Source organism: Leucobacter sp. 7(1), from assembly GCF_900163635.1.
Classification (GTDB): domain Bacteria; phylum Actinomycetota; class Actinomycetes; order Actinomycetales; family Microbacteriaceae; genus Leucobacter.
The window spans coordinates 41,636-57,337 of record NZ_FUID01000067.1; the positions used below are offsets into that span (position 1 = coordinate 41,636).

14 protein-coding genes are annotated in these 15,702 nt (G+C 62.5%); 2 read left to right on the top strand and 12 right to left on the bottom strand.

Annotated features, from left to right (window positions below; all coding sequences use genetic code 11):
* The first annotated feature begins 24 nt into the window (after window positions 1–24).
* Window positions 25–1,539 carry a glycerol kinase GlpK gene (gene glpK, locus FM113_RS12990; RefSeq protein WP_087015240.1) on the top strand — a complete coding sequence of 505 codons (1,515 nt, stop codon included), beginning with the start codon at window positions 25–27 and terminating at the stop codon, window positions 1,537–1,539.
* Between the two features lie 122 nt (window positions 1,540–1,661).
* Here glpK and FM113_RS12995 read toward each other — a convergent pair whose 3' ends face one another.
* From FM113_RS12995 to FM113_RS13050, 12 genes are all read right to left on the bottom strand, one after another.
* Window positions 1,662–2,585 (bottom strand): phosphotriesterase, encoded by a 924-nt coding sequence (locus FM113_RS12995; protein ID WP_087015241.1) that lies wholly within the window; start codon window positions 2,583–2,585, stop codon window positions 1,662–1,664.
* A gap of 1 nt (window position 2,586) precedes the next feature.
* On the bottom strand, window positions 2,587–3,483 hold the full coding sequence (locus tag FM113_RS13000) for an acetamidase/formamidase family protein (RefSeq protein WP_087015242.1): 897 nt from the start codon (window positions 3,481–3,483) through the stop codon (window positions 2,587–2,589).
* Complete coding sequence (locus tag FM113_RS13005; RefSeq protein ID WP_087015243.1) at window positions 3,473–4,288, bottom strand: IclR family transcriptional regulator; 816 nt, start codon at window positions 4,286–4,288, stop codon at window positions 3,473–3,475. The genes FM113_RS13000 and FM113_RS13005 overlap by 11 nt, the downstream gene beginning before the upstream one ends.
* Window positions 4,285–5,274 carry a phosphotriesterase gene (locus FM113_RS13010; protein WP_087015244.1) on the bottom strand — a complete coding sequence of 330 codons (990 nt, stop codon included), beginning with the start codon at window positions 5,272–5,274 and terminating at the stop codon, window positions 4,285–4,287. Before FM113_RS13010 ends, FM113_RS13005 begins: the two co-directional genes overlap by 4 nt.
* Before the next feature lie 69 nt (window positions 5,275–5,343).
* Window positions 5,344–6,474: a sugar ABC transporter substrate-binding protein gene (locus tag FM113_RS13015; protein WP_087015245.1), complete on the bottom strand. Its 1,131-nt coding sequence runs from the start codon at window positions 6,472–6,474 to the stop codon at window positions 5,344–5,346.
* A 62-nt stretch (window positions 6,475–6,536) separates the two neighbouring features.
* A complete protein-coding gene (locus FM113_RS13020) occupies window positions 6,537–7,574 on the bottom strand; it encodes an ABC transporter permease (RefSeq protein ID WP_087015246.1) in 1,038 nt (345 codons plus the stop codon).
* Window positions 7,571–9,070 carry a sugar ABC transporter ATP-binding protein gene (locus tag FM113_RS13025; RefSeq protein WP_087015247.1) on the bottom strand — a complete coding sequence of 500 codons (1,500 nt, stop codon included), beginning with the start codon at window positions 9,068–9,070 and terminating at the stop codon, window positions 7,571–7,573. Before FM113_RS13025 ends, FM113_RS13020 begins: the two co-directional genes overlap by 4 nt.
* A 274-nt stretch (window positions 9,071–9,344) precedes the next feature.
* Window positions 9,345–10,313 carry a class 1b ribonucleoside-diphosphate reductase subunit beta gene (gene nrdF, locus FM113_RS13030; RefSeq protein ID WP_087015248.1) on the bottom strand — a complete coding sequence of 323 codons (969 nt, stop codon included), beginning with the start codon at window positions 10,311–10,313 and terminating at the stop codon, window positions 9,345–9,347.
* A 315-nt stretch (window positions 10,314–10,628) separates the two neighbouring features.
* Window positions 10,629–12,770, bottom strand: coding sequence for a class 1b ribonucleoside-diphosphate reductase subunit alpha (nrdE, locus tag FM113_RS13035; RefSeq protein ID WP_176387226.1), 2,142 nt, complete (start codon window positions 12,768–12,770; stop codon window positions 10,629–10,631).
* Window positions 12,770–13,171, bottom strand: coding sequence for a class Ib ribonucleoside-diphosphate reductase assembly flavoprotein NrdI (gene nrdI, locus FM113_RS13040; protein ID WP_087015258.1), 402 nt, complete (start codon window positions 13,169–13,171; stop codon window positions 12,770–12,772). The genes nrdE and nrdI overlap by 1 nt, the downstream gene beginning before the upstream one ends.
* Before the next feature lie 115 nt (window positions 13,172–13,286).
* Window positions 13,287–13,523 (bottom strand): glutaredoxin-like protein NrdH, encoded by a 237-nt coding sequence (gene nrdH, locus FM113_RS13045; protein WP_087015249.1) that lies wholly within the window; start codon window positions 13,521–13,523, stop codon window positions 13,287–13,289.
* A gap of 305 nt (window positions 13,524–13,828) precedes the next feature.
* On the bottom strand, window positions 13,829–14,185 hold the full coding sequence (locus FM113_RS13050) for a hypothetical protein (RefSeq protein ID WP_140393365.1): 357 nt from the start codon (window positions 14,183–14,185) through the stop codon (window positions 13,829–13,831).
* Window positions 14,186–14,385: 200 nt separating this feature from the next.
* Here FM113_RS13050 and FM113_RS13055 point away from each other — a divergent pair, with 200 nt between their 5' ends.
* Complete coding sequence (locus FM113_RS13055; protein WP_087015251.1) at window positions 14,386–15,552, top strand: methyltransferase; 1,167 nt, start codon at window positions 14,386–14,388, stop codon at window positions 15,550–15,552.
* Window positions 15,553–15,702 lie beyond the last annotated feature (150 nt).

A 15,702-nucleotide genomic window follows, 5' to 3' on the forward strand; every position in this document is an offset into this window, starting at 1 on the left:
ATTTACCGGTAAGAAGGGAAGACAATGTCTCAGTACGTCATCGCCATCGACCAGGGCACGACCTCCAGCCGCGCGATCATCTTCGACCGCAGTGGCACCATCATCTCCGTCGGCCAGAAGGAGCATGAGCAGATCATGCCGCAGGCAGGCTGGGTCGAACACAACGCCACCGAGATCTGGGGCAACGTGCAGGAGGTCATCGGCATCGCCCTCGGCCGCGCCGACCTCACCCGGCACGACATCGCCGCGATCGGCATCACGAACCAGCGCGAGACCACCGTGGTGTGGAACCGCAAGACGGGCAAGCCGGTCTACAACGCGATCGTGTGGCAGGACACGCGCACGCAGGACATCGTGGACCGCCTCGCGGCCGACGGCGGCACGGACCGGTTCAAGGAGATCGTCGGGCTACCGCTCGCGACCTACTTCTCGGGCACCAAGGTTGCCTGGATCCTCGAGAACGTCGACGGGGCCCGCGCGGCTGCCGAGGCGGGGGATCTGATTTTCGGCACCACCGACGCCTGGGTGCTGTGGAACCTCACCGGCGGTGCCGATGGTGGCGTACACGTCACCGACGTCACCAACGCATCCCGCACAATGTTCATGGATCTCAAGACGCTTCAGTGGCGCGACGACATTCTTGAGGCCTTCGGGGTGCCGCGTTCCATGCTCCCCGAGATCAAGTCCTCCTCCGAGGTCTACGGCGTTGCCGAGGATTCCTCGCTGCTGCGCGAAACCCCAATCTCGGGCATCCTCGGCGACCAGCAGGCCGCGACCTTCGGGCAGGCTGCGTTCACCGCGGGCGAGTCGAAGAACACCTACGGCACCGGCTGCTTCCTGATCTTCAATACGGGCGAGGACATCGTCCACTCGAAGAACGGGCTGCTCACCACCGTTGGCTACAAGCTCGGCGACGGCCCCGCACACTACGCCCTTGAGGGCTCGATCGCCGTGACAGGCTCCCTCATCCAGTGGCTGCGGGATCAGCTGGGGATCATCAGCAGCGCACCCGAGGTCGAGGAGCTCGCCGACAGCGTCCCCGACAACGGTGGCGTCTACATTGTGCCCGCGTTCTCCGGGCTGTTCGCCCCGTACTGGCGCCCCGACGCCCGCGGCGCGATCCTCGGCCTCACCCGCTACGCGAACAAGGGCCACATCGCTCGCGCCGCACTCGAGGCAGTCGCGTACCAGACGCGCGACGTGCTCGACGCGGTCAACGCGGACGCTGGCGTAGACCTCACGGAGCTCAAGGTCGATGGCGGCATGGTCGCGAACAACGCGCTCATGCAGTTCCAGGCCGACGTGCTCGGCGTGCCCGTGGTGCGCCCGGTCGTCGCCGAGACCACCGCGCTCGGGGCGGCCTACGCCGCCGGCCTCGCGGTCGGGTTCTGGTCGGGCCTCGACGATCTCTCCGCGAACTGGCAGGAAGATCGCCGCTGGGAGCCGTCGATGGACGACGCCGAGCGGCAGCGTCTGCTCCGCAACTGGCGCAAGGCTGTCGAGAAGTCGAGCAACTGGGTTGACGAAGACGTGAACTAAGTCTTCGCAGATCACTGAGGGGGCATCGCGTGCTGAGCACGCGGTGCCCCCTCAGTGTTTCTGGCGTGTGCTCTGTCTCCTGCAGTTACGACGTACGCGTCCGAGCGTGGAGCTCCCCACCGCTATGCCCAGGCGAACACGCGTCTCGGGTTGGCCGCGGTCAATACCCAAAGCTCCTCTGCGGATACGCCCCGCTCCGTGAGGAGCTGGGCAAAGGCCACCACTGAGTGTTCGTACCCCACTCCCCCGAATGCGAGCAAGTCGCTCTTGAAACATCGATCACTCGAGATCATGAGCTGTTCGAGCCAGCCGTCCCGAATCAAAGCGACAAGGTGATCTGCGCGCCGCACGTCGGAATTGAGGTGTGTACGCCCCGTCGTGTCGAACTGGATCATCACTCCGGCACGCAACAGACGCAGATGATATTCCTGATCAAGGTGCATATCCGCGTGACCGATAATGATTTGTTCCGCTGCAAGTCCAGCGTCAAACAGCACCTCCAGCTGTGCGGTGCCGCTCGGATATACACCGGTGTGCGTTGTGAGCGGAGCGCCTGTTTCGCTCGCAGCTCGCGCTGCAGCTCGGAACACACGCTCCTCGCGGGCGGTGATATAGCGGTGTTCGGTGCCAAGCTCACCGATCACGCCAGCTCGTACCATGCTGCCATCACTGAGAGGCACTCCCTCCGTGAGTTCCCTAACCATCTCGGCCGCTAGGTCACCGACCGAGCGCTGATCAATCTCAGCCGGATAGAACGACTCCCGGTACCAGCCCGTCGCCATCACCACGCCGATCCCTGTCGCGCCCGCGACACGGACCAGGCCCGCAGGGTCTCGTCCGAGATCCGGCGGGGTCACCTCGATGAGCGCTCCGACGCCCGCGGCGTTGACGGTCGCGAGCTCATCTCGCGCGAGTTCCCATTCGTTCAGGATGTGATCGAGCTGCCCGGTAACGGGTGAAAAGTCGCAGAGCAGGTGCTCATGCGGCAGGATCCGCGCGTCTGGCGCGAGCGTCATGTCGCCGAGCACCGTGCGCAACTGGTTCAATTTACCACTCCCGCCACCGCGGACCTAGTACCAAATCGGCACCGGACCCGAGCGAAACGCTCACGCTCCGCCGGGGATTCACGACCTGGCACAGCTCAACTTCAAGGAGTAGTCCGATCGCGAGATAGGCGTCTCCCACCGACATGCCTGACGCGCGTGCGAAGAGTTCGGTGCAGGCGCGTACTCCACGTTCCAGCGCCTCATCTGTCGAGTCTCCATCTGCGATCAAGCGGTACTTGCCGTCGGCATAGAGCGTCGGGAGCAGAGGCTCCCAATCACGTTCCACCGAGAGATTGAGGGTGCAAACGGCTGCTGCTTCAATCCCCGTGCCGCAGATCTCCGCATCGCCGATCGCTGCGTGTGTGTCGCCGGCGAAGACACCTCCACCATCGACCTGTGCGATCACCCACAGCGTTGCTCCCGCCCCCAAATGCACCGTATCAATATTGCCCCCGTGGATACCCAGTGACCGGGGCTCAAACGACTCCCCCGGAAGCACACCCAGGGTCCCGAGATGCGGTCTCGGTACCACTGGAATTGCGCGGCCAGTGGCCCAGTTGATGACCGGGTCAGCTGTGGAAAGCGCCCGCACCCGAAAGTCGGTCGGTGCCGCAAATCCCAGGCCCCGACGGGTCCATGTGTGCCCGAGTGGGTCTGCGAGAAGTTCTCGCACGTGGATGGCGATCGTGTCGCCCGCCCGCGCTCCCACCAGCCCGATCGGTCCGGTAACGGGGAAGAGCTGTGACCGGTCAACGCCCTCATAATCGAAGCCTTCAACAAACTGTCCGCCCGACGCATCGAGCATGCGTAGGCGCGCGCTCGCACCGTCCTCAACCCATCGGCTCATCGGGAGATCCGGTTCCAGCTCGTAGAAAAGTTCAGCGCACTCAGTTGTCATCGGTCGACGCTCCGTCCAGGGTGAGTCGCTGCGTTACGAGAGCAGCCCGTTCACCGATTTGCGCGCACGCTTCGACCATCACTGCACCACGCGTCTCGATTTCTGTCTGATCCCAACGGGCACTGATGTTCGCGATCGCAGCAGCACCGAGTACGTCGCCCGACCGGTTCTTGATCACTGCAGCGACGCCGGTAATTCCCACCTCCACGTCTTCCCTGCTCACGGCGTAGCCGCGTTCAAGGATCGCGTCACGGTCCTGCCGCAGTCGCGCCTCAGTCACGTTGGTTTCCTGGGTCATCCGTGACAGTGGGCCAGCCACGTACTGTTCAAATAGCTCATCCGGATAGTGCGCGAGAACGGCCCGCGAAGCGGCACCGATGTGCAACGGCAGCCGCCGGCCCACATCACAGAAGAACTCGATCGTGCGCGGACCGCTGACCCGATCGACGAACAATACGCTGCTCCCGTCAGGAATCGCCAAGGTAATCGATTCGTCATATCGAACCGCAAGCTCACGCAGGATCGGTTGTGCGAATGAACGCAGCTGGTTCCTCGCGAGCATCGGTGAGGCGAGTTCAACGATCCGCCACCCCGGCTCGTAGCCACCCTTGCCATTTCCGGCTGCATGCACATACCCGGTCGCGATCAGGGTCTGGGCGATGCGATACGCACTCACCTGCGAACAGTCCAACTCCGTGGCAAGCTGCGCGAGCGAGACTGGGGAGTCCGCCCGACAAATGATCTCCAGCCCCGACAGCACCCGTGTGGCTGACGAAAGAATGTTTCCCTTCGCGGTTTCGCTCATCGCTCTCGCTCCTCACTCGTCCGGGCCATGCCCAGCAATCGTTGTGGGTTGTTGACCACGAGATTCTGCACGTCGGATTCGGCGACGCCTTTCTCGTGGAGTAGCGGCACGACCACGCGGGGCACGTACTGAAAGTTCCAGTTCTCGAGCCCTGGAGTGGCAGTGTCAATCCATTCCGAGTGGCACGCCGCATCATGAGACAGCACCATTCGGTCTGAATACCCTTCACGACACAGCGTAACGATGGCAGCAACTCGTTCGCTGGTCGACAGTCCGAGGCCAAAGCGGTCGAGGCCGATCGTCATCCCGGAGTCCATCAAAGAACGGTGGTAGTTCAGATCAGTTGAATCGCCGACGTGGCCGATGACCACTCGGCTAAGGTCGACACCCTCCTGCACAAAGATCCGTTGCTGATCGTGGCCGTTGCGCAGCGCTGCGTCGGCGTGGGTCATGATGAGCGCACCCGTGTGGTTTGCGGTGATCGCAGCTGCCCGAACACTCGCAACTACGTCCTCAGTCATCCCGGCAGTGTCAGTCGCGCACTTAATCACTCCAGCTCGAATTCGTGTGCCGGCGATCCCTTCTTCTATGTCTCGCACGAACCATTCCGCAAGCCCTGCAGCCAAGTCACCGTTGCGGGTCGGCGGGTGAAACCGGAAGTGATACGGCAAGCGATCAAGCACGTACGCACCGGTCGCTGCGATGATGTGTAGTCCAACCTCTTGCGCCACGCGATCCATGAGTCGAATATCGCGCCCAATACCTAGGACGGTGAGATCGACAATCGCTGATACACCGTCCGCACGCACGGCTTCGAGTTGGCGGACTGCGTCCGCGACTCTCACGTCATCGCTGTCCCAGGTGGTTGAGTAGTTCTGCGCCGTTTCCAGTGATCGCACGAAAAGGTGCTCGTGCATCAGCGTGAAACCCAGGCCCTCGGCATCGATGGGGCCGCGCATCGTGGTGACGGTACGGGATGCAGTCATGTAGCGTTCCTTATGTACAACAACGGTGTGGGTGGCCGATCCACGGAGCGAATCAGCCACCCCGAACGGTTAGTCCAGCCCTTCTACAAAGCCCAACTTCTGCAGGACCCCGGATTCTGCAAGATACTCGGCCTCCGGCTCGAGCGGCGGGAGTTTCACCGCCACCGTCGCGTCACCCGGGTAATACTCTTCGACAGTCTTCTTATCCATTGCGTACTGCGGCAGCGGCGTGAGATCGGGCGGCGTCGCACCGTTCGCCACGGCAACGGCCATCGCAATCACATACTGACCCCACTGGGGAAGGAACATGGTGCCTTCGACGACCCATGACGGGTTGCTCCGCAGTTGGTCAAGTCCCTCGGATGAGCCATTATTGCCTCCGATCAGCGTGTTGTCGTTGCGACCCGCCTCGTCGAGCGCGCGCCAGGCGCCGAGGGTCAGATCGTCATTCGGGCTAAACACCATCAGGTGGCGGTCCTTCGGGATCGCCTGCAGCGCAGCCTTGACTGAGTCGTAGGCAGTGTCGCGTGCTGTGCCGCCATCAACCTGGTTCAGATTCGCCCCGAGAACAGTTGTCTTCTCGTTGATCTCTTCCGGTTTCACCTGCTCAAGTCCCATATCTGCCGCGGCCTGGGTATAGAAGTAGCGCGGCGAATCGTTGACCTCGGTACCACACGTGGCGCACTGCACGGCGAGCACGGACGTATCAGCGGCCGTCCAGCCGCGTGAGAGCGCTTCAGCGGCCATGATTTTTGCCGCGTCTTCGCCAGCCTTTCTGTTGCTGAGGTTGATCAATGAGCACCCAGGCGTCTCGACGTTGACCGCTATACACGGGATCCCGCTCGCGGTGAAAGTGTTTCCGAGTGCCTGATTGACACCTGACGTGAGCGAATACTCTACGATCACGTCGGGTGCCCCCTGCACCATCAGCTGGGCATTGGTGAGCGCAATCTCACCATCGTCTTTGTTGTTGTACAGCTTGAAACCGACGCCGACTTCCTTCGCGACCTCCTCGACACCGTCGCTAATCGTGACTTCGAACTCCGCAGCCTCTCCGGGGCTGCCGTACGCGACCGACACATCGCCAAATTCACCACCAGCTGCACCGCCGGCTTCGGGAGCCGCAGAGGCGCAGCCCACAAGTGCCAGCACCGCTACTCCGAGCATCGCACCGGCTGCCAGTCTCTTCTTCGTAAACATACGCGTTTCCTTTGTGTTGTGGGTAATGGTCGCGCGTCGTTGCGACGACCGATGGGAAAAAGCTACGAGCGCTTGCGTCGTTGCCGGATCTGGCTCACACCGACCGCAACAAGCAGCACCGTGCCCGTTGCAATCTGCTGCCAGAAGGGATCGACCTGAGTAATCGTGAGCCCATTCTGGAAGATTCCGAGAATCAAGACACCGAGAATTGTGCCGATTACGCTGCCCGAGCCGCCCGATAGTGAGCCTCCACCAAGAACCACCGCGGTGACTGCGGTGAGGGCCGCGGTCGCGCCAAGATTTGTGGTTCCCGCGAGCAACTGGCTTGCGAGCAGCGCACCGGCGAACGCCGAGAGCATGCCTGAGATGACGTACACCAGCGTGACTGAGCGCTCGACGCGGATTCCCGCGAGCCAACTCGCCTCGGAGTTGCCCCCGATCGCATACAGTGAGCGGCCAAACGTCGTGAAGCGGAGCATCAGGGCGAACAGGACAGCGAGGACCAACAGAATCCAGACGCCGTTCGAGATCCCTGCCACACTGCGCGCCGCAAGAATGTTTACGACCGGATCCGCGAACGGCACCGTGATCCCGCCAGCGATCAGCTGCGCAACACCGATGGAGATCGACATCGTGCCCAGCGTGGTGATCAGGGGGTTGATGCGCAGTCGCGTGATGAGAAGCCCGTTGAGTACGCCAACCACCAACCCTGCCAGCAGCACCCATAGCAGCCCGAGCGCGAAGCCACTTCCTGAGTTCAGGGCGGTTGCGAACACAATCGCCCCCAGGGGGATCATGCCGCTGATCGACAGGTCGAACCCGCCAGTAATGATCGCGCCAGTCTGGCCAAGCGATACGATCCCAATGACCGCGACGCTAGAAAGAATGACCAGGCCGTTATCGATGGTGAAGAAACCCGGCGTACTAATCCCGAAGTAAACGCTCAGCGCGATGATGAAAAAGGCGAGCGTTACCATGGTCGCTGAGTTGCGGAGCCAGACGGTGAAAGCGCTGCCCGCACGCACAGCCGGAGCGGTGCCAGCTGCGGCGGCAGCCGACGAAGTCATCGGCTGCGCTGCCGAGGGGTTGGTGGTGGTCACTGTTCTGCTCCTGTCGCGAAGGCGATCGTGTTCTGTTGGCTCCGCTCGTTTCCGCACAGTTCCGCGGCGATCTCCCCATCGCGCATCACGAGGATGCGGTCACTCACTGCGACGACCTCTTCGACGTCGCTCGTGATCAGGAGACACGCGGTTCCGTTCTGGGCGAGTTCGCGGAGATGTTCATGGATTTGTAGTCGGGCCCCGATATCGACTCCCCGCGAAGGCTCGTGCAACACGAGCACTCGGGGGCGCTGGGCGAGTCTGCCACCAAGCAGCACTTTCTGCTGATTGCCACCGCTCAACTCGCCAACGGACTGCGACATCGATGCGTATCGAACGTCGAGCTCAGAGGTGTACTGACGCGCGATTTCGCGTTCGGCCTGTGCGTTAATCACGCCGAAGAGCTGAGCCACGCGGCGTGCAATGGGGAGCGCAATATTTGCCCGGATCGACATCCCGAGCACGAGACCGTTTCGTTTCCGCTCGGCAGGGACATACGATACGCCGGCATCCTGCGACGAATAGGGAGTCGCGAACGGCGCATACTCTGCCTCGGCGATACAGATCTTTCCACTTACCTCAGGACGGAGTCCGCCGAACGCCTCGCCAACGACGTCCTGGCCTGAGCCGCGCACCCCAAATATACCGAGCACTTCACCCTGCCGTACGTCAAAGGAGACATCGCGTAGCGGCGGTACCGTGGTGGAGTTCAGACGATCTGCCCGACACACGACGGTAGTGTTGGGTGCTGTGTTCGTAGATTTCAACGTGCCAGGTTCCTGCCCGAGCATGGCCGTGATGAGTTCGCTGTCGGTCGTGTCGCGCGGCGCGGCGCTCAGCACGATTTCCCCGTTCCGTAAAACGTTCACGACGTCAGAAAACCGACTGACCTCGTCCATACGGTGCGAGATATAGATCGCGGAGAGCCCATCGGCTTTCAGTCGCAGGAGCAACTCGATAAGGTCGTTACTCTCCTTCGAGCTGAGCGCCGCTGTCGGTTCGTCGAGTACCAACAAATCCGCGCGCCGCACAAGCGCCTTCGCTATCTCTACGAGCTGACGGTCCGCAAGGCTCAGATCGGACATGTACTGCGCGGTATCAAGTTGCAGGCCTAAGCGGTCAAGTTCTGCATTGACCCAGCGCTTCATCCGCGCCGGCGACGTGAATCCTGCGCGGGCGGGCCATGCCCCGAGCACGATGTTCTCGTACGCCGTCATCGCTGGCACATAGGCAAGCTCTTGCGGCAGTAGACCGATCCCGAGCTGCATCGCCGCCCTCGGCGACCCAGGCTGCACCGCGTGGCCTTTGAACCGCATCTCTCCGGCCTCCGGCTGGTGTACTCCCACCAGGCATTTCCCGAGCGTAGACTTCCCAGCCCCGTTCTCTCCGATGAACGAGACGCACGTTCCCGGAGCAACTGCGAAATCGATCTTGCGCAGGATCTGCTGTCGCCCGAACGACTTACTCAGTCCGGAGACTTCGAGAATGTTCTCCATAGCTACTTCCTTATAGCGTAAGTGGGTTTCTCTATACGTTAACTAGGCATGACTTTATGACCCGCGCCGCTTCGCGTCAAGCGGGAGAAAATCACGCCTTGGTAACGTCGAAAGAAGCTGGCTCGGGCGCGCCGCCCCGCGCACGCCCGCACCCAGATATCACTTTTGCGCCACTCAGGCAGTGCGAGCCATGAACGCCAAAACACCCCTGATCTGCGAATTTTCGCGGATCAGGGGTGTTCTTGGCGCAGCTAAGAGGGTGCCGCGGCAGCGACTAGAAGTCCCAGTCCTCGTCCTCGGTGGCCTCGGCCTTGCCGATGACGTAGGAGGAGCCGGAGCCCGAGAAGAAGTCGTGGTTCTCATCCGCGTTCGGCGAGAGCGACGACAGGATCGCCGGGTTCACGTCGGTCATTTCCTTCGGGAACATCGGTTCGTAGCCGAGGTTCATCAGCGCCTTGTTCGCGTTGTAGTGCAGGAACTTCTTGACATCCTCGGTCAGACCCACGGGATCATAGAGATCCTGCGTGTACTTCACCTCGTTCTCGTACAGCTCGTACATGAGCGAGAACGTGTACTCCTTGAGCTCTTCCTGACGCTCCGGCGTCTCCTTCTGCACGCTCTGCTGGTACTTGTACCCGATGTAGTAGCCGTGCACGGCCTCGTCGCGGATGATGAGGCGGATCAGGTCCGCCGTGTTCGTCAGCTTCGCCTTCGAGGACCAGTAGATCGGGAGGTAGAAGCCCGAGTAGAACAGGAACGACTCGAGCAGCGTCGAGGCGACCTTCCGCTTCAGTGGATCGTCGCCCTCGTAGTAATCGACGATGATCTGCGCCTTCTTCTGCAGCGCCTGGTTCTCGGTCGACCACCGGAACGCGTCATCGATCTCCTGCGTGGAGGCCAGCGTCGAGAAGATCGAGGAGTAGCTCTTCGCGTGCACCGACTCCATGAACGCAATGTTCGTGTAGACGGCTTCCTCGTGCGGGGTGATCGCGTCGGGAATCAGCGACACCGCGCCAACCGTGCCCTGGATTGTGTCGAGCAGGGTGAGGCCCGTGAACACGCGCATGGTGAGGAGCTGCTCTTCCGGGGTGAGCGTCGCCCACGACTGGACGTCGTTGGACAGCGGCACCTTCTCCGGCAGCCAGAAGTTGTTCACCAGGCGGTTCCAGACTTCGAGGTCTTTCTCGTCCTCGATCCGGTTCCAGTTGATCGCCTGCACCGGGTGTCCCAGCTTGAAGTTCATCGGCTCCCTCTGTCTTGTTTTCTGTGGGTGCACTTCCTGGTCGGAGACGCAATCGCCCCGCACCACAGAAGCAGCGCACACCGGGAAGTGCCCCCGGCCCCACTCTTTTGATGTGCGAGAGGAGCACTAAGCACTCCCCAGATTCTACCTTCTTGGGCGGGCAGGAACTACCCGCCACACCCATCTTTGCGATCTACATGTTGTGTCACGCGCGGCCACCAACCACTACATCGTGTATTTTTCGACCCGAGGAACCGGTTCTGCATACACGTCAGGCCGAGCGGATTACCGCTCGGCCTGACTGAGTTCAACCGCTTACAGCATGCAGGAGACGCACTCGGTCATATCGGTGCCCTCCAGTGCCAGCTGACGCAGGCGAATGTAGTAGATCGTCTTGATCCCCTTGCGCCATGCGTAGATCTGCGCCTTGTTGATGTCGCGGGTGGTGGCGGTGTCCTTGAAGAACAGCGTCAGCGACAGCCCCTGATCCACGTGCTGCGTTGCCGCGGCGTACGTGTCGATGATCTTCTCCGGGCCAATCTCGTACGCGTCGGTGTAGTACTCGAGGTTGTCGTTTGTCATAAACGGCGCCGGATAGTAGACGCGGCCGAGCTTGCCTTCCTTGCGGATCTCCACCTTCGACGCGATCGGGTGAATCGAGCTCGTCGAGTTGTTGATGTAGGAGATCGAGCCTGTTGGCGGCACGGCCTGCAGGTTCTGGTTGTAGATGCCGTGCTCCATGACGCTGGCCTTCAGCTCGCGCCAGTCGTCCTGCGTCGGGATCTCGATGCCGGAGTTCGCAAACATCTCACGCACACGCTCGGTCTCGGGCAACCACACACCATCGGTGTACTTGTCGAAGAACTCACCCGTTGCGTACTTCGAGTCCTCGAAGCCTCCAAACACGGACTTCCGCTCGATCGCGATCTTATTCGACGCCTGGAGCGCGTGGAACAGGACCGTGTAGAAGTAGATGTTCGTGAAGTCGATGCCCTCTTCGGAGCCGTAGTGCACGTGCTCGCGAGCGAGGTAGCCGTGCAGGTTCATCTGGCCGAGGCCGATCGCGTGGGACTGGGCGTTGCCGTCCTCGATCGAGCGCACCGAGGTGATCGCGCTCATGTCGCTCACCGCGGTGAGCGAGCGGATCGCGAGATCCACGGTGCCGCCCAGGTCGCCGCCGTCCATCGCCATCGCGATGTTCATCGAGCCCAGGTTGCAGGAAATATCCTTGCCGATGTTGTCGTAGCTGAGATCCTCGTTGTACGTGGTCGGGGTGTTGACCTGGAGGATCTCGGAGCACAGGTTCGACATGTTGATCCGGCCCTTGATCGGGTTCTCCCGGTTCACCGTGTCCTCGAACACGATGTAGGGGTAGCCCGACTCGAACTGCAGCTCTGCAACAGTCTGGAAGAAGTGGCGCGCGCTGATCTTCGTCTTCTTGATGCGCGCGTCCGCAACCATCTCCGCGTATTTCTCGGTCACCGAGATGTCACCGAAGGGCACTCCGTAGACGCGCTCCACGTCGTACGGCGAGAAGAGGTACATATCCTCGTTCTTCTTCGCGAGTTCAAACGTGATGTCCGGCACAACCACACCGAGCGAGAGCGTCTTGATGCGGATCTTCTCGTCCGCGTTCTCCCGCTTGGTGTCGAGGAACTTCATGATGTCGGGGTGGTGTGCCGAGAGGTACACCGCACCCGCGCCCTGACGTGCGCCGAGCTGGTTCGCGTAGCTGAAGCTGTCTTCAAGCAGCTTCATCACGGGGATGATGCCCGATGACTGGTTCTCGATCTTCTTGATCGGGGCACCCGCCTCGCGGATGTTCGAGAGCGAGAGCGCCACGCCGCCGCCGCGCTTGGACAGCTGCAGCGACGAGTTGATCCCGCGCGAGATCGACTCCATGTTGTCCTCAACGCGGAGCAGGAAGCAGGAGACGAGCTCGCCGCGCTGCGCCTTGCCGAGGTTGAGGAAGGTCGGTGTGGCCGGCTGGAACCGGCCCGAGATCATTTCCTGCATGAAGCCACGAGCCAGCTCCTCGTCGCCGCGGGCGAGCCCCAGAGAAACCATGACCACACGGTCCTCGAAGCGCTCCAGGTAGCGCTTGCCATCGAACGTCTTCAGTGCGTAGGACGTGAAGAACTTGAACGCGCCCAGGAATGCCGGGAAGCGGAACTTCAGCGCGTAGGCCTCGTCCGTGAGCTGCTCGACGAACTTCACCGAGTACTGATCGAGAAGTTCCTTCTCGTAGTAGTCGTTGTCGATCAGGTACCGGACACGCTCTTCAAAGTTATGGAAGAACACCATGTTCTGGTTGACATGCTGCAGGAAGTACTGGCGGGCAGCTTCACGATCCTTTTCAAACTGGATCTTGCCGTCCGCGTCGTACAGGTTGAGCATCGCGTTCAGCGAGTGATAATCCATCTCGCTGATCTTCGAGGACTCGAGCCCGGGCTCCATCACTGCTGCTTCCAAAACTGTTCCAATCCATCGTGGACGGCGCTCACGTCGTCCGGGGTTCCAAAAAGTTCGAATCGGTAGAGAAACGGCACGTGGCATTTCTTCGCGATCAGCTTGCCTGCCAGGCCGTATGCATCACCAAAGTTGGTGTTGCCGGCGGACATCACCCCGCGCAGGTGTTTCCGGTTGCGCTCGTCATTGAGGAACCGGATGACCTGCTTCGGGACCGCCTTGGTATCGGGGCCACCACCATATGTGGGGACCAGCAGCACAAATGGTTCAGTGACCAGGAGCGGCTCATCTCGCGAGTAGAGCGGGATCCGCAGGGCCGGGCGGCCGAGTTTCTCCACAAATCGGGCTGTGTTGCCCGAGATGCTCGAGAAATAGACCAGATCCACCACGGGATCCCCTCCGTTCACCACAAATCCGTTCACCACGAAATGCTCGACCCTTGAGAAAACGCCCCGACGCTCGCAACCTCAGTCGACGGCGGCCGTGGGCGTTTCCACTGCGTCGCTATTCGGCGAGACGGCCAGCAAGCTCCGAGATCTTGTCGGGACGGAAGCCCGACCAGTGATCCTCGTCGGTCACCACCACGGGTGCCTGCAGGTAGCCGAGCTCCTTCACTGTTTCCAGTGCGGCTTCGTCCTGCGACAGGTCGAGCACGTTGTACTCAATGCCCTTGCTGTCGAGCGCCCGGTACGTCGCGGTGCACTGCACGCACGACGGCTTGGTGTATACCGTGATGGCCATGTCACGCCCTTCTCTCACAACCTCGCACCTCACGCCGAGGCACTACATCTAGTGAACCACACCTTCCTCAACCACAACATGATGTAGTTACACCAATGTAGTTTTCCACGGACTTTCCACCGATTTGATCGCCGCTTGGGGACAACTTTCGGCGCGGTTCCGCCCCTCCGGGAGGGTTATCCACAGGCCGGGTGGGGAGAAAGAGAATTGATCCACACCCCCGGCTCGGCGTGTCGCCTCGCCCGCACCCACGAGCCACATTTTTCACCCGTTTCCGCTTGACAATTTTGAAGTTCGCTGCACTCTCAGAGCGCGATCGGCCAGAGCAATTCGGTGCCGTCGGACTCAAACCACCGCAGTACGAGCATCGCGTCCGCGGCACAGGTTGTGGCCTCGGCATGGCTCCCGCGGAGCGTGACCCGCACCCGCTCTCCCGGCACCACAGTCTGTGGCAGCGACAACCCGAGCAAGCCTTGGCCCGCCAGTGCGAACCGCACGTGCTTCGCGGGGGCGACCCCGCGATACTCAACCTCGATGACTCCGCTGGGCGAGCGCAGCGTCACCTGCCAGGGCACGGGCACCGCGCTGGCACCGCGCGCAGGGGCCACCGGCCCCGCCCGCGATGGCGGACGGCGGCGCGTGGCCAATCGAAACGGGTTCATGCGGCGAGGGTACCGGGGACGTCAGACATTCTCAGCGGCACCGGCGCAGCCCCCGTGCCGAGCCACCCGCATTCCATTTCCATGCCTGTGGTACTTTCGGAGCCGCGTACGGAAATCACCTCCTGGTGCCCCGCGGCACAGGGTCGACCGATCCGGCGTTCCGCGGCCGCCCGCCGCACCGTCGATCAGGGGAGCACCACATGGCACAGGTTCGTTGGGCCGAAGACGGCGTGCGCCAGACCGCACGCTGGCACTCGGAGAACGGCACCCCCGCCCCCGCTCGCGTTATCGTCATCGACGACGCAACGGGCGCGAACACCGCCCTGCGACTGGCACAGCCCGACACCGTACTGCTCTGGCGTGGCGATTTCGAGAACGCGAAGCACCTGCTCAAGGCGATGGATCGCCGCCTCCAGAAGCGCGAGTCCCGCACGGCCTCGGCCCGCGACACCGAACTGGGAGCACTCTTCCACACCCACCGCGCCGAGCGCGCGGCCCGCGCCGAGCTCCTCGGCAAGATCGTCATCGCACTCGAGAGCGATTACACGATCCGGCTGCGCCGCGCACCCGATGTCCGCGACGCGTGCGCCCACGCCTACGGACCGGCGCTCACCGGCGACTCCCCCGGCACCACCCTCGTGTCACTCTCCGAGCTCATCGGCGTGATCGGTGCCTACCAGTGGCACCGCACGGGAATCCATGTCGAGGCACTCGGGGCGCGGATCACCCCGGCCTACGGCGTCTTCACACCGACGCGCGACGAGTACCTGGACCTCGTCATGGAGGCCCCCTTCCCGGACTCGGCCCCGCACCCGGTCGTGTTCGACATCGGCACGGGAACCGGGGTGCTCGCCGCTCTGATCGGCCGCCGCGGGGCCCGCGCGGTGCTCGCGACCGACATCAACCCGCGCGCGGTGCACTGCGCAGCCGAGAACATGCGCAAGCTCGGCGTCGCGGAACTCGTCTCCGTCGTTGAGGCCGATCTCTGGCCGACGGATCCGAAGCTGCGCGCCGACGTCGTCGTGTGCAACCCGCCCTGGTTGCCCGGTACCCCCACCTCTGACTTGGAGCTGGGGATCTACGATCCGGCGTCCGAGGTGCTGCACCGCTTCCTCGACGGGCTCGCCAATCGCCTCACCCCGGGCGGCGAGGGCTGGCTGATCCTGTCCGATCTCGCCGAGATCCTCGGTCTGCGCAGCCGCGAGGAGTTCTTGAGCCGCATCGCGGAGGCCGGCCTCGAGGTCGTCGGCACTCACGAAACCGCGCCGCGCCACTCACGGGCGAGCGACACGAGCGACCCGCTCCATGCGGCCCGGTCACGCGAGCGCACCCTGCTGTGGCGGCTTGCCCCGCGCTCCCCGCGATAAACCCACTACGAGACCAGAACTTCGCGCAGGGAGCCAGGCGTGGCTCCGGGCAGGGCCCCGGGTTCGGCCCCTGATCGGGCCCCGGGCCGAACATCGAGGGGACGCACTTCGGGGTCAACCCCCTCGAATGACCCCGAAGTGCGTCCCCTC